Below are 12,917 nucleotides of genomic sequence, written 5' to 3'. Positions count from 1 at the left end.
GTCAGTGGCCAGGGAAGCTCATCAGCGAAGCCACCTCTACGCCGGCATGGCGCAGCGCATCGGCGCCGCCGAGATCCGGCAAATCCACGACAAACAATGCGTGATCGACGCTCGCCCCTGTGCCGCGCAGCAGTTCGAGGCCTGCCAGGGCAGTGCCACCGGTGGCGATCAGATCATCAACCAGCAGCACCCGCTGCCCCGGCCTCATCATGCCGGGGTCAAGTTCCAGCCTGGCCGTTCCATATTCGAGAGAATAATCGACCCCGACCGTGGGAACCGGCAATTTGCCTGGCTTGCGCAAAGGGATCAGCCCACAACAGAGTTGATTGGCCAGTGCGGCGCCGATGATGAATCCTCGCGCCTCTACCGCAGCGATGGTTTCGACGCCGATCCGTCCGGCAAGCGCCGCGAGATGGGCAATGGTGGCCGACAGCGCCGGGCCATTGGCAATCAGCGTGGTGATATCGCGGAAGACGATCCCGGGCTTGGGAAAATCCGGAATGGTCCGGATCACAGACACGAGTTCGGCGGGGGTCATCAGACCCCCGCCGCTCGGTTGGGGCCCCCTGTACAGGGGGTCTTCCATCAGGTTTTCTGCTTGCGAGGCTTCAGATCGGCCCAGACCTGCTTCTTCGCGAACCATGCCAGCACGGTGGCGAAGATCAGGAAGCCGAGCACCGGCCAGCCAGTCTGATTGCGCTTTTCCAGCGTCGGTTCGGCGGTCCACACCAGGAATGCGGTCACGTCGGTCGACATCTGGTTGATCGTCGCTTCGGTACCGTCGGCATAGGTTACCTGACCATCGGTCGACAGCGGCGGCGGCATCGCGATGTTGAGGTTCGCGAAATAGGGGTTGTAGTACAGCCCCACGCCGGTCTTCGCTTCCGGGAACTTTTCCAGCAGTTCTGCCGGCTGTTCCTGATAGCCCGTCAGCAGCGAGTGCAGATATTCCGGACCATGCGGACGCGCCTTGGTGATCAGCGACAGATCCGGCGGGTTGGCGTTGTTGTTCGCTGCACGTGCCGCCGTCTCGTTCGGATAGGGCGAAGGAAAGCGATCCGTCGGGATACCCGGACGCGTGTTGGCTTCACCCGTGTTCGGATCGATGCCCGGAACGGTCCAGCTGGCAGCTTCCGCCTTCACCTGGGCTTCCGAGTAACCGATTTCGGTCAGGTTGCGGAACGACAGCAGATGCATCGAATGGCAAGCGGCGCACACTTCCTTGTACACCTGATAGCCGCGCTGCAACTGCTGACGGTCAAACTTGCCGAACGGGCCATTGCTGGCCAGTTTCAGCGGTTCGGCGGGCTTGTGGAAGGCGTGCTCAGCCGTTTCTGCCACTTCTTCTGTCGCCCATGTGAAGGCGCCCATCACGAATGCCAGCAGCACCACGAATGTGAAGCCGAGGCCGACGAGGATCCCAATTAGCCGGGTCATTGCTTGCGTCTTTCCTTAGTCCAGCGCGCTCAATTGGCCGGCGTCGTGTTGTCGCTCAACACAGCCTGCGTGTCGGTGCCCAGCACAGCCTCGGTGATCGAGAAAGGCAGCGGCTCCGGCTTCTCGATCGAGGAAATGATCGGAAGAATCACGAGGAAGTGCAGGAAGTAGTAGGCGGTCGCGATCTGGCTGATCATGACATAGGGTTCTTCCGCTGCGGCGCCGCCGCAATAGAACAACACCAACATCGCCGGGATCAGGCCAAACCAGAAGAACTTCCGGAACAGCGGGCGGTAATGGCCCGAACGCACCGGCGACTTGTCCAGCCAGGGCAGGAAGAACCACACCAGGATCGCGGCGAACATGGCCAGCACGCCCCACAGCTTCGCCGGCAGGATGAAGTCTGCGGTGAAGGCACGCAGGATCGCGTAGAACGGCCAGAAGTACCATTCCGGAACGATGTGCGCCGGGGTCGAAAGCGGGTTTGCCGGGATGTAATTATCGGCATGGCCCAGCGCGTTCGGCAGGTAGAACACGAAGGTGAAGTACAGGATCAGCGCCACGCCCAGCCCGAAACCATCCTTGGCGGTGTAATACGGGTGGAACGGGATGGTGTCGCTTTCGCTCTTCACTTCCACGCCGGTCGGGTTGGACGAACCGGGGATGTGCAGCGCCCAGATGTGCAGGATGACAACACCGGCAATCACGAAGGGCAGCAGGAAGTGCAGGCTGAAGAAGCGATTCAGCGCGGCATTGTCAGGCGCATAGCCGCCCAGCAGCCACACCTGGATCGATTCGCCGACCAGCGGAATCGCGCCGAACAGGCCGGTGATCACCTTGGCACCCCAGAAGCTCATCTGGCCCCAGGGAAGCACATAGCCCATGAAGGCGGTGGCCATCATCAGCAGGAAGATCACCACGCCCAGCAGCCACACCATTTCGCGCGGCGCCTTGTAGGACGAATAGAAGAACCCGCGGAAGATGTGGATGTAGATCACCACGAAGAAGAAGCTGGCGCCGTTGGCGTGCGCATAACGCAGCAGCCAGCCCCAGTTCACATCGCGCATGATGTGTTCGACGGAATCGAACGCCACACCAGCATTGGCGGCATAATGCATCGCCAGAATCACGCCGGTGACGATCTGCAGAACCAGGCAGAAACCGGCCAGAACGCCGAAATTCCATGCGTAGTTCAGATTGCGCGGCACCGGATAGCCAGCGCCGATCGAATTATAGACCAGCCGCGGCAGCGGCAGTTTTTCGTCCAGCCAGCGCATCAGCGGCGCTTTGGGTTCGTAATGCTTGGCCCAGGGGAAGCTCATTGTGCGTCTCTCTCGCCTCAGCCGATCACGATGACGGTATCGGAGTTGAATGTATAATCGGGAACCACGAGATTGGTCGGCGCCGGACCTTTCCGGATGCGCGCGGCCGTATCGTAATGCGAACCGTGGCAGGGGCAAAAATAGCCGCCGAATTCACCGCGGTTTTCGCCTTCGCCCGCGCCCAGCGGCACGCAGCCCAGATGGGTGCAGACACCCATTGTCACCAGCCAGTTTTCATGGCCTTCCTTGGTGCGTTCAGCCAGAGTCTGCGGATCGCGCAGCGAGGAAACCGGGACCGCATTGGCCTCCTGAATTTCCTTCGGGGTCAGATTGCGCACAAATACGGGCTGCTTGCGGAAAACCGCCTTGATCGCCTGCCCGGGTTCGATTGCCGAAAGATCCAGCTCTGTGGTGGATTCCGCCAGAACGTCCTTCGAAGGGGCCATCTGGCTGATCAGCGGAACAAGCGTGGCGACGCCACCAATGCCTGCTGCACTTACTGCCGCGATGTTGATGAAGTCGCGCCGACGCACGCCTTCCCCTTCAGCCAGCGCTTCGGGTTCCGCGGTGCCTGTCGTGGTTGCCATTGCCTTGCCTTGCCTGCGGGCTACGCGGAGCAATAAATGCCCTGCACGAAGCCGAAGAATACCGACCTGTCGCACGCCGAAAGGAGCCCCCGAGGGCGGCGACTTGGCCGGGCTGATAGACGAGCATGTTCCACATGCCAACAGGCATTTTGGCGCGATTTTGCCGCAGTGTGACGGATTCGCCCCTTCAGGCGAGCCCGATGAGGGAGAACTGGCGCCCGTAGGTCGCCTCTGCCCGGTGCGTGGCGCGACGATAGGAAAAGAACCGCGTGGGATCGACATAGGTATCGAGCCCGAGCTTTTCCACCTGCCCGACACCGGAATTCGTCAGCCGCGCCGCAACATAGGATTCCAGGTCGAACTGCCAGTGATCCGAGCGGCCAGGGGCGAAAAACTGCCCGTCCCCGGCGGTGAACTGCGCGCGGAAGCCATCATCGACTTCATAGCTGGGCTGCGCGATCGCTGGGCCGATGGCCGCCACGATCCTGTCTGCCCTTGCACCCAGCCGCTCCATTGCGGCCACGGTCTGTTCGACCACGCCGCCAAACGCCCCGCGCCAGCCGGCATGGGCCGCGCCGACGACCCCGGCACTGTGGTCTGCCAGCAACACCGGCGCGCAATCGGCGGTGACGACGCCCAGCAGCAGGCCGGGACGATCGGTAACCAGCGCATCGGCGCGCGGACGATCCGCATCCGGCCAGCCGGGCTGTGCCACCACTGCATCGGGTGAATGGACCTGATAGACGGTAACGAGCTGCGCGCCGGGCATCACCGCCGCCACGGCCCGGCGGCGGTTTTCCGCCACCGATGCCGGTTCATCCTCTGCCCCCAGGCCGATATTCAGCCCGGCCGCTTCGCCCGTCGACACGCCGCCCCGCCGGCCGAGGAAGCCATGCGGCAACCCGGCCAGCAACGACGCGCGGATCACCTCCACAGGTTGATCAGCACCCTCAGCCAAGGCTGCGTTCCACCTGTTCGAAGGTATCGCGCGACAGCTTTTCAGCGGCGGCCACCCGTTCCAGTTCCCCGCGCATCAGCGCGGCGCGGGCGGCATCGAACCGGCGCCAGCGGCCCAGAGGCGGCACGAAGCGGGCCGCCGTCTGCGGATTGATCGGGTCCAGCGCCAATATCAGATCGGCGATCAGTCGGTACCCTTCGCCATCGGGCTTGTGGAAGGCATGCGGATTGGCGGCAAAGGCCATGTAGAGCGAACGGACGCGATTCGGATTGCGCAGGGTGAAATCCGGATGCAGCGCCAGGGCCTTTACATGTTCGATCGCCTGCGGGTGGAGCGACTGCGCCTGCAGCGCGAACCATTTGTCGATCACGAGCGGATTGTCGCGATAGCGGTTGTAGAAATCGATCAGCTTGTGCGTGCGATGCGGGCTTTCGAGGCCAGTCAGCACCATCAGAGCGCCCTGCCGGTCGGTCATATTGTCCGCCGAATCATATTGTTCGGCAGCCAGTTCGGCCGCGCGGTCCGGCGCCGCAGCAGCCAGATAGACCAGCGCCTGGGTCTTGACCTTGCGTGCGCCGCGCGCCTCTGCATCCAGGCTGAAGGGCACGGCGCTGGCCCGGGCATGCATTGCCAGCAGCGCGTCCTGCAGTTCATGCCCAAGCCAGGCCTTGAGCCCTTCGCGTTCGGCATGGATCGCCGCCGGATCGGATGTTGCCAGCTGTTCGGCCAGATAGGTCTGGCTGGGCAGGATCATCAGTTCCCCGCGCATCAGATCGTCCAGGCCGGCATCGGCCAGAACGCCGCCCAGCGCCCGGCCGATGGCCGCCCGCTGCCCGGGGCGATCGCCCTCTGCCAGCCGGCCATCGGCTGCCGCCGTCAGATGGCCGACCACCAGATCCTGCATCGCTTCATAACGGGCGAAGGGATCATCATCATGCGCGGCGAGGAATTCCAGATCTTCCCGCGCAACGTCGCGATCGATCGAAACCGGCGCCGTGAAACCGCGATTGAGCGAGAGAATCGGCCGCTCTGCAAAACCTTCGAAGCGGAAACTGGCGGATCCGTCTTCCAGCACGATCAGCCGTTCGCCGGCATGGGTGCCGCTGGCGCGGTCGAACAGCGCGATCCGCAACGGCACCGGCATGGGCTGCTTGTCCGGCTGACCCGGCGTTGCCGGCACCTGTTGCGCCAGATGCAGCACGGCGGCATCGCCATCCTGTTCCAGCCGCACGGTCACTTTCGGCGTGCCGGCCTGCGAGTACCAGCGGCGGAACAGCGTCAGATCGATCTTGGCCCCGTCTTCGATCGCGCGGACGAAATCCTCACACGTGGCGGCTTCGCCATCGTGGCGTTCGAAATAGAGATCACAACCGGCGCGGAACCGTTCGGGGCCGACGATGCTGCGCATCATGCGGATGACTTCGGCCCCCTTGTTATAAACCGTCGCGGTGTAGAAGTTGGAAATTTCCCGATAGGCATCGGGCCGGATCGGATGGGCCAGCGGCCCGCTGTCTTCCGGAAACTGCGCCGAACGCAGCACGCGCACATCTTCTATCCGCTTGACCGGTTCGGAGCCCATATCCTGGCTGAACAGCTGGTCACGCAGCACGGTGAAGCCTTCCTTCAGGCTCAGCTGGAACCAGTCCCGGCAGGTGATGCGATTGCCCGACCAATTGTGGAAATATTCGTGGCCAATCACCCCCTCGATCGCGTCGTAGTCGCCGTCGGTGGCGGTTTCCGCATCGGCCAGCACATATTTGGTGTTGAAGACGTTGAGACCTTTGTTTTCCATCGCCCCCATGTTGAAATCGCTGACCGCGACGATGTTGAACAGGTCGAGATCATATTCGCGGCCGAATGCGTCCTCATCCCATTTCATGCTGCGCTTGAGCGATTCCATCGCATGTTCAGTGCGGTCGAGATCGCCCGGACGGACCCAGATCCCTAGATCGACCACGCGGTCGTTCATGGTGGTGAACTGGTCGTGCCGGGCTACCAGTTCACCTGCGACCAGCGCGAAGAGGTAGGCCGGCTTGGGCCAGGGATCGTGCCATTCTGCCCAATGTGTACCATCGGCGGCTTCGCCTTTGGCGGTGCAATTGCCATTGGACAGCAACACCGGGAACTGCGTCTTGTCGCCTGACATGTGCACGCGATAGGTGGACAGCACATCGGGCCGGTCGGGGAAGAAGGTGATCCGCCGGAACCCTTCCGCCTCGCACTGGGTGCAGAGCATGCCGTTGGAGGCATAGAGCCCCATCAGCTGGCTGTTCGCGGCCGGGTTGATGGCGGTGGTGATTTCCACCTCATGCATGTCGCCGTTTAGCGCGATGATCAGATCGCTGCCATCCATGGCCCAGCTGTTGGACGCTTCCCCGTCCACCTTCACCGCCACCGGGGTCAGTCCATCACCATTCAGTCGAATACGGTCTGCAGTCACGCCTTCGTTCCGCCGCAGGCTCAGCCTGGCGCGCACCTGCGTTGCCTGCAGCCCCAGGGTGAAATCCAGCGCGACCTCCGGCACGGCCCAGTCGAACGGCCGGTAGTCTTCCCGGCGAATGATCGGCGGATCGGCCGGCTTGGTGGCGTTTTCGGGGGCTGAAACTGTGCGTGCTGCGTCCATGGTCCGTTCCGGGGTTTGCGCCGGGGCAATTGCCGCTACAACAACCGGATGGCGCATTTGTTCATTTTCGGACTCGGCTATAGCGCGCAAGCCGTCAAGCTGGCGATAGAGGCGCGGGGCTGGAAAACCAGCGCGACCGGCAGCGCGGGCGATGTCCCCTTCGACGACGACGATGCCGTACAGGCCGCCATCGCCACGGCCACCCATGTGCTGTCGTCCGTGCCGCCCGACGCCGAAGCGGGGCAGGATCCGGTGCTGGAACGCTATGGCGCGATGCTGGCCGGATCGGGCAAATGGATCGGCTATCTGTCGTCCACCGGGGTCTATGGCGACACCGGCGGGGCCTGGGTCGATGAAACCGCCCCGATCGGTACCGGCCGGCGCAGCCTGCGCGCGCAGGCCGATGCCGCCTGGCTGGATCTGGGCGCCAGGGTGTTTCGCCTGCCGGGGATTTATGGGCCGGGCCGTTCGGCACTGGACCGGGTGACGCAGGGCCGCGCGCATCGAATCGATCTGCCCGGGCAGATTTTCAGCCGCGTGCATGTGGACGATATCGCCAGCGGGGTGATCGCCGGTTTCGACGCACCGGCCAGCGCCTACAATCTGGCGGATGATCTGCCCGCCAGCCAGAACGATGTCATCGCCGAAGCTTGCCGCCTGCTGGGCCTGCCGCTGCCGGAACTGCAATCGCTGGATCAGGCCGGATTATCGCCGGCGGCACGCGCTTTCTATGGCGAAAATCGCCGCATTTCCAATGGCAAGGCCCGCCGCGTGATGGGCTGGCAGCCGCGCCACGCCAATTATCGCGCGGGGTTGCGGGCCGTGCTTTCCGCCTCTGCCGCCGGTTGAGGCGCGGTCCGGCCGCGCAGCGCCACCAGCAGGCCGGCAATCGCCAGCACCGCCCCGCCTGCCGCCAGCGCGGACCAGCGATAGCCTTCGAACAGGGTCGACAGCACCATCGCGACCACCGGCACCAGCACGCCATTGTAGGCCGCACGCCCGGCGCCGAGTTCGCGGATCAGCCCGAAATAGAGCGGGAAGGTGACCACCGAACCGATCAGCCCGAGATAGAGCACCCCGCCCCAATAGCGCGGCGATTCGGGGAATGCCGGCGGCCCGGCGGTGGCCCAGGCGAAGATGACATCTATGAGCGCGCCCCAGGCCATGGCCCAGGCCAGCAGGGTAAGCATCGGCGTGCGCCGGGCGGTATCGCTGGCCTGCAGCACATTGGCGGCAGAGGCGCCGAAGATCCCGATCGCCACGTAGAAAATGCCCCGCGCCACCTGGCCATGCGGCGGCGCCTCCATCGCTTCATGCAGCAGCAGCATGGCGATCCCGGCGACGCCGATCGCCGTTCCGATGAGGAAGCGGCGGGTGATCGGCTGGCCCAGGAAGATCCGCGCCAGCAGCGCATTGGGCAGCATCAGCAGGCCGAACAGCACCGCCACGATGCCCGATGTCAGATGCACTTCGGCGCGATAGACGAAGTTGAAATTGAACGAGAATTGCGCCGCTCCGATGCATAAAGCCAGCAATTGCCCCTGCCACGGTAGATGCAGCCCGCCCCAGCGCCCCTGCCCGCGCCAGACGGCCAGCACGAACATGCCGACCGCCGCAAAGACGAAGCGATAGGCGACCGACCAGCTGGGCGGTACCGCGCCCAGCTGATCCTTGATCACGAACCAGGTCGAACCCCAGATCAGCGCCACCAGCAGGAATGGCCCGATGATATTCAGCCGCCAGGGGCTGCGTGTCTGGCTGGTCACCTCACAGCGCCTGCAGGGCGCGCGCCAGCGCCAGCGCGTGTTCGTCGCGCGTGTCCCAGGCGGTGACGAAGCGGGCGGCATCGGGCCCCCAATCATAGAAACCGAAGCCCTGTGTCCGCAGCGCAGCGCGCTCGTCAGCGGTGCAGCGCAGGAAAATCTCGTTCGCTTCAACCGGATGCAGCAGGCGCGCGCCGGCACCACCGGCAATTTCCGCCGCCGCCGCATTGGCCGCGCGGGCATTGGCCAGCCACAGCCCGTCGCTGATCATGGCATGCAGCTGCGCCGCCAGAAAACGGCCTTTGGATTGCAGTTGCCCCGCCCGCTTGCGCTGGCGCCGGGCGACATCGGCGAGGGTTGGATCGAAGAACACCACCGCTTCGGCATTCATCGCGCCATTCTTCACGCAACCAAAACTCAGCGCATCGACCGGCCCGCAGGCTTCTGCAGGGGTGCAGCCGAGGAAGGCGACGGCATTGGCGAAGCGGGCGCCATCCATATGCAGGCGAAGCGACCGGGCACGGGCGATTTCCGCGATCGCGGCCAGATCATCGGGGCGGTAGCAGCAGCCCAACTCGCTCGCCTGGGTCAGCGAAATCGCCTGTACCGGCACCTGATGCACATCGTCGCGAATCGCATCCAGCCGCGCGGCGACGCTCTCGGCCGTCAGCCGCGCATCGGCCCCGCCCGCCAGCACCAGCTTGGCGCCGTGGGTGAAGAAACCCGGCGCGCCGCCTTCGTCATTTTCGATATGCGCTTCGTGATGGCAGAACACCGCGCCATGGGGCGCGACCATGCTGGCCAGGGCCAAGCAATTGGCCGCCGTGCCCGTGGCCATCCACAGCACCGCCACATCGCGCCCGAACAGCGCGGAAAAGCTGTCATCCAGCGCGCGGCTCAGCCGGTCGGTGTCATAGGGGGTGTCGGCGGCATTTGCATCATGCAGCGCACGCCACACTTGCGGGTGGACGGCGGCGGCATTGTCCGAGAGGAAGTGCATGGGAACGCCATGGCCAAGCCGGGGGTTGCACGCAAGAAGGAGCCGCAGACCATGCCCGATCCGATCACGATTATCCGCAGCGATGAAACCAGCCATGGCGCCTATCGCGCCGAGGTGCCGGGATCGACCAAATTGGCGGAATTGACCTGGCGCGCGGATGGCAATGTCCGGGTGGCGGATCATACATTCGTGCCCCCCGAAGCGCGCGGAACCGGCATTGCCGCACAGTTGGTGGAAGCGCTGGTGGCCGACGCGCGGGAGCAGGGTTTTACCGTGGTTCCGCAGTGCAGCTATGTCGCCGTGGCGTTCCGGCGGCATCCGGAATGGGCCGATCTTTTGGCCAAGGAGTGATGGGACGGATGGTTGGCTCTGCCGGGTGAACCGATTCAAATTTCGGAACACCTGCCTCAACAATCCATTGGTCCAGTATCAGGTCACGATCCCAAATCGGGGGAGGCCTGATCCAGCAAGAAATGGAAGAGGCAGCCATGAACCATGCAACCGGAAATCCGGCCTATTCAGAGGCCGAACTCGACCGTCGCCGCGAATTTCAGCATAGCCGACCGCTGGAACGCGACGAAACCCACAATCTGATCAGTTCCGACCGTGTCGAAGGCACGCCCGTTTACGCCACGGACGGCGAACGGATCGGCAGCATCAACCATCTGATGATCGGCAAAAGATCAGGCCGCGTGGAGTATGCGGTGATGAGCTTCGGCGGTTTCCTCGGGATTGGTGAAAGCTACCACCCGCTGCCGTGGGATGCGCTGGATTATGACACCGAGCGCGGTGGCTATGTCGTTCATATCGATAAGGAAAAGCTGCGCGACGCGCCGGCTTATGCTTCCCAGGAACGGCCGCTTTATGATGCTGCCTATGGCCAGAATGTCTTCGGATACTACGGCATCATGTACTGATTGACGATCTCGGGGAGACCCGGGCGGCTGCGCCGGGCAGGTTTGCACCGCCTGCCCGGCGCAGCCTTAATTTTGAATTGGGCGGGTTTTTCGCGCCAGGCTGGCGAAATCATGGGCCAGCACATCGGGCAGCAATTCTGCCCGCAAATCCCAGGCTCCGTTTTTGGGCATGCCCATGATCCCGGTGGCCGTTCCAGCTCCATCCAGCAGCAGATTGGCATAGCAGCGATGCCGGGCGAGCGCCGTCTGCGCCACCGACATGGCATGCAGCCGGGTTCGGCTCATGAGGGTAAATCCCGGAGCCAACCAACCAGTCCGGACAACAAGCTGTTGATTTCCCAAGAAATGCAAATTGGTCCGGTGCATCATCAGAGTGTCGGCAATCCGGGGAATGGCCCGCATCAGCAGCAGAACCGCCAGCACTGGCGGAGTCCATTCGATCAAGCCGTACCAGTCTGCCTGCACATCCTGCCATCTGGCCGTCAGGCCCAGCCCCCCGGCGAGCAGTTTCAGCAGCGCGGGAACCGCCAGCAAGAGACCGCCGATCAGCAGAACCCGGACCATGCTGAGCGCGGCCTGGTCACGCGGATAGCGTGGATCGCATTGTTTCCATGCCATTTCATCATTCGGCAGACTGTATCCCACCGCCGCCATGACATGGGCGATTTCTGCCATCCGGCCGAAGGGAACGGCCAGTTGCTCGTCGAGCTGGCTCTCCGATGACTGGGTAATGAGGGTGAGGCTGTGCCAGCCGAACAGGCGGCGAATCGCGCCCGTGCTGACGGCAGCCGCCTGAATCTGATGCAGCGGGGTCACCACATCGACGCGTTTGAGCAGGCCGCGCCGATAGCGCAGGCCGCGTGGGGTCTGGTCCAACCGGAAGCCCCAGTTGCGCAGCACCATCATGATGACCCCGGCCATCAGGCCCAGCACCACCAGACCGGATAGCAGCGCAAGTATTACAAGCACTTGCGACACCACCCCAAGTCCCGTGAGCCAGCCGGCCTGACCCGCCAGCAGATCGCGCCAGAACATCCAGTCCCACGGATCGAAGGGCAGCAGATCGCGGAACTGGGTGATCAGGGCCAGCAGCGCGACGAAGAAGAACAGCGAGAATTCAAACAGGCCCGACAGCATCACACGGCCCGGGTTCATGGCGAACAGGAGCTGCCCCTCATCATCCTGTGCCGAAAGGGGCGGATCGACCACGCCCTGCCCACGCCCTGCCTGCGCAGGAGCGCGCCCTGCCTGCGCATGAACGCGCGTGGCGTACGCACGCAGCCGTGCGCGCAGCGCCTCCGCATCGGCCAGCCGGACATAGGTGATGGCAATCTCGTCCGCGCCGCCGCCACCGGTTTCGATCCGCACGGCCGCCAGCCCGATCAGCCGGGGAAGCAGCGCCTGTTCGATGCGGACATCCTCTATCCGATCGCGCGGAACGGAGCGGAGTTTGCGGGACAGCACGCCCTGCTGGACCATGACGGATTCATCATCGATCCAATAGCGGTAGCGGAGCCAGCGCAGCACGGCGAAGGGGGCGCTGAGCACGGCGATGACCACAGGCATGGCGAGGAGCGCGAGCATTCCGTCGCCCTGCCGTGCCATCAGGGCGATGAGCACGGGTACGATGAGGCTGCCGGCACTTTGCAGGCCATAGACCAGTATTCCCAGCGGGCTGGCCCTGCGCCAGTCGGCCGGGGGTGCTTCCGATTGGCTCATGCATGTTCCCGCCCGATTCGGGCGCGGATCGCATCGCGAATCGCCAGGGCATCGGCATGGGGCAGGCCCGGCAGACCGACCACGCTGTCGACCACCCCGGCGGTGTGCAGCACCAACGTGGCCAGGCCGTAGCGGCGTTCGGCCACGCCCTGATCGACATCGATATGCTGCACCCGGATGAAAGGCACCAAGGTGTCGGTGCGGCGCCAGAGCCCCTGCACCACGCGCAGCCATTCGCCATCGACGCGATAGCCGGCCACGCGATAACGGCGGCCGGGGGCGAGGAAGATCCACCAGCCCGCCAGCAGGAGGGCCGGCACGATGGCGATGCCCAGGGGGAAGGAGGCGAAGATTTCGATCAGCGTGGCCGCGACCAGCAGGATCAGCGTGCGGCGCAGTGCCGCGATTCGCAGGACCTTTATATAGTCGGGGTGCAGCGGGATCAGGCCATCATCGTCCATGGGAAGGGGATGGCGACAGGGGCGCCAGGCCGCAAGCGAAACCGCCGGCGGTGGGCATGCCGGGCCTCAACGCCCCGTTTACCTCGTGCGGCTATTGCATTGCGATGAGGTCGAACACCCAGCCCATCCA

Annotated in this window: 13 protein-coding genes; 3 read left to right on the top strand and 10 right to left on the bottom strand. The window is 64.1% G+C overall.

Translation table 11 applies throughout. The features are described from left to right. Nucleotide 1: 1 nt before the first annotated feature. From GRI97_RS13970 to pepN, 6 genes are all read right to left on the bottom strand, one after another. Complete coding sequence (locus GRI97_RS13970) at nucleotides 2–538, bottom strand: adenine phosphoribosyltransferase (protein ID WP_161391831.1); 537 nt, start codon at nucleotides 536–538, stop codon at nucleotides 2–4. Between the two features lie 47 nt (nucleotides 539–585). After that, a complete protein-coding gene (locus GRI97_RS13965) occupies nucleotides 586–1,437 on the bottom strand; it encodes a cytochrome c1 (RefSeq protein ID WP_161391830.1) in 852 nt (283 codons plus the stop codon). A gap of 29 nt (nucleotides 1,438–1,466) precedes the next feature. Continuing rightward, a complete protein-coding gene (locus GRI97_RS13960; protein WP_161391829.1) occupies nucleotides 1,467–2,759 on the bottom strand; it encodes a cytochrome b in 1,293 nt (430 codons plus the stop codon). Nucleotides 2,760–2,776: 17 nt separating this feature from the next. Beyond that, nucleotides 2,777–3,346: a ubiquinol-cytochrome c reductase iron-sulfur subunit gene (gene petA / locus GRI97_RS13955; protein WP_202392776.1), complete on the bottom strand. Its 570-nt coding sequence runs from the start codon at nucleotides 3,344–3,346 to the stop codon at nucleotides 2,777–2,779. Nucleotides 3,347–3,533: 187 nt separating this feature from the next. Then, a complete protein-coding gene (gene pgeF / locus GRI97_RS13950; protein ID WP_161391828.1) occupies nucleotides 3,534–4,304 on the bottom strand; it encodes a peptidoglycan editing factor PgeF in 771 nt (256 codons plus the stop codon). Next, on the bottom strand, nucleotides 4,297–6,927 hold the full coding sequence (gene pepN, locus GRI97_RS13945) for an aminopeptidase N (RefSeq protein WP_161392194.1): 2,631 nt from the start codon (nucleotides 6,925–6,927) through the stop codon (nucleotides 4,297–4,299). Before pepN ends, pgeF begins: the two co-directional genes overlap by 8 nt. Nucleotides 6,928–6,975: 48 nt before the next feature. Between pepN and GRI97_RS13940 the strand changes: the two genes are divergently transcribed. After that, nucleotides 6,976–7,776, top strand: a complete 801-nt coding sequence (locus GRI97_RS13940) for a Rossmann-fold NAD(P)-binding domain-containing protein (protein WP_161391827.1) — start codon at nucleotides 6,976–6,978, stop codon at nucleotides 7,774–7,776. On the opposite strand, the gene GRI97_RS13935 is transcribed toward GRI97_RS13940, so the two are convergent. Together GRI97_RS13935 and GRI97_RS13930 are read right to left on the bottom strand one after the other, a co-directional pair. Beyond that, nucleotides 7,728–8,693, bottom strand: coding sequence for a DMT family transporter (locus GRI97_RS13935; RefSeq protein WP_328598567.1), 966 nt, complete (start codon nucleotides 8,691–8,693; stop codon nucleotides 7,728–7,730). The two genes, GRI97_RS13940 and GRI97_RS13935, sit on opposite strands and share 49 nt — an antisense overlap. Before the next feature lies 1 nt (nucleotide 8,694). After that, on the bottom strand, nucleotides 8,695–9,690 hold the full coding sequence (locus tag GRI97_RS13930) for a threonine aldolase family protein (protein ID WP_161391825.1): 996 nt from the start codon (nucleotides 9,688–9,690) through the stop codon (nucleotides 8,695–8,697). On the opposite strand from GRI97_RS13930, the gene GRI97_RS13925 reads away from it, so the two are divergent. Further along, nucleotides 9,685–10,041, top strand: a complete 357-nt coding sequence (locus GRI97_RS13925) for a GNAT family N-acetyltransferase (RefSeq protein ID WP_328598566.1) — start codon at nucleotides 9,685–9,687, stop codon at nucleotides 10,039–10,041. The genes GRI97_RS13930 and GRI97_RS13925 overlap by 6 nt on opposite strands. A 137-nt stretch (nucleotides 10,042–10,178) precedes the next feature. Continuing rightward, entirely contained in the window at nucleotides 10,179–10,607 is a 429-nt protein-coding gene (locus tag GRI97_RS13920) for a PRC-barrel domain-containing protein (protein WP_161391824.1), read from the top strand. A gap of 66 nt (nucleotides 10,608–10,673) precedes the next feature. Here GRI97_RS13920 and GRI97_RS13915 read toward each other — a convergent pair whose 3' ends face one another. Both GRI97_RS13915 and GRI97_RS13910 read right to left on the bottom strand, forming a co-directional pair. Next, nucleotides 10,674–12,326, bottom strand: coding sequence for a PH domain-containing protein (locus tag GRI97_RS13915; protein WP_161391823.1), 1,653 nt, complete (start codon nucleotides 12,324–12,326; stop codon nucleotides 10,674–10,676). Next, nucleotides 12,323–12,787, bottom strand: coding sequence for a PH domain-containing protein (locus tag GRI97_RS13910; protein WP_161391822.1), 465 nt, complete (start codon nucleotides 12,785–12,787; stop codon nucleotides 12,323–12,325). Before GRI97_RS13910 ends, GRI97_RS13915 begins: the two co-directional genes overlap by 4 nt. Nucleotides 12,788–12,917: the final 130 nt, after the last annotated feature.

The sequence above is a fragment of the Croceibacterium xixiisoli genome, from assembly GCF_009827305.1.
GTDB classification, from domain to species: domain Bacteria; phylum Pseudomonadota; class Alphaproteobacteria; order Sphingomonadales; family Sphingomonadaceae; genus Croceibacterium_C; species Croceibacterium_C xixiisoli.
Note: the sequence above shows the minus strand (reverse complement) of the source record. Positions and strands in the feature narration are given on the sequence as shown.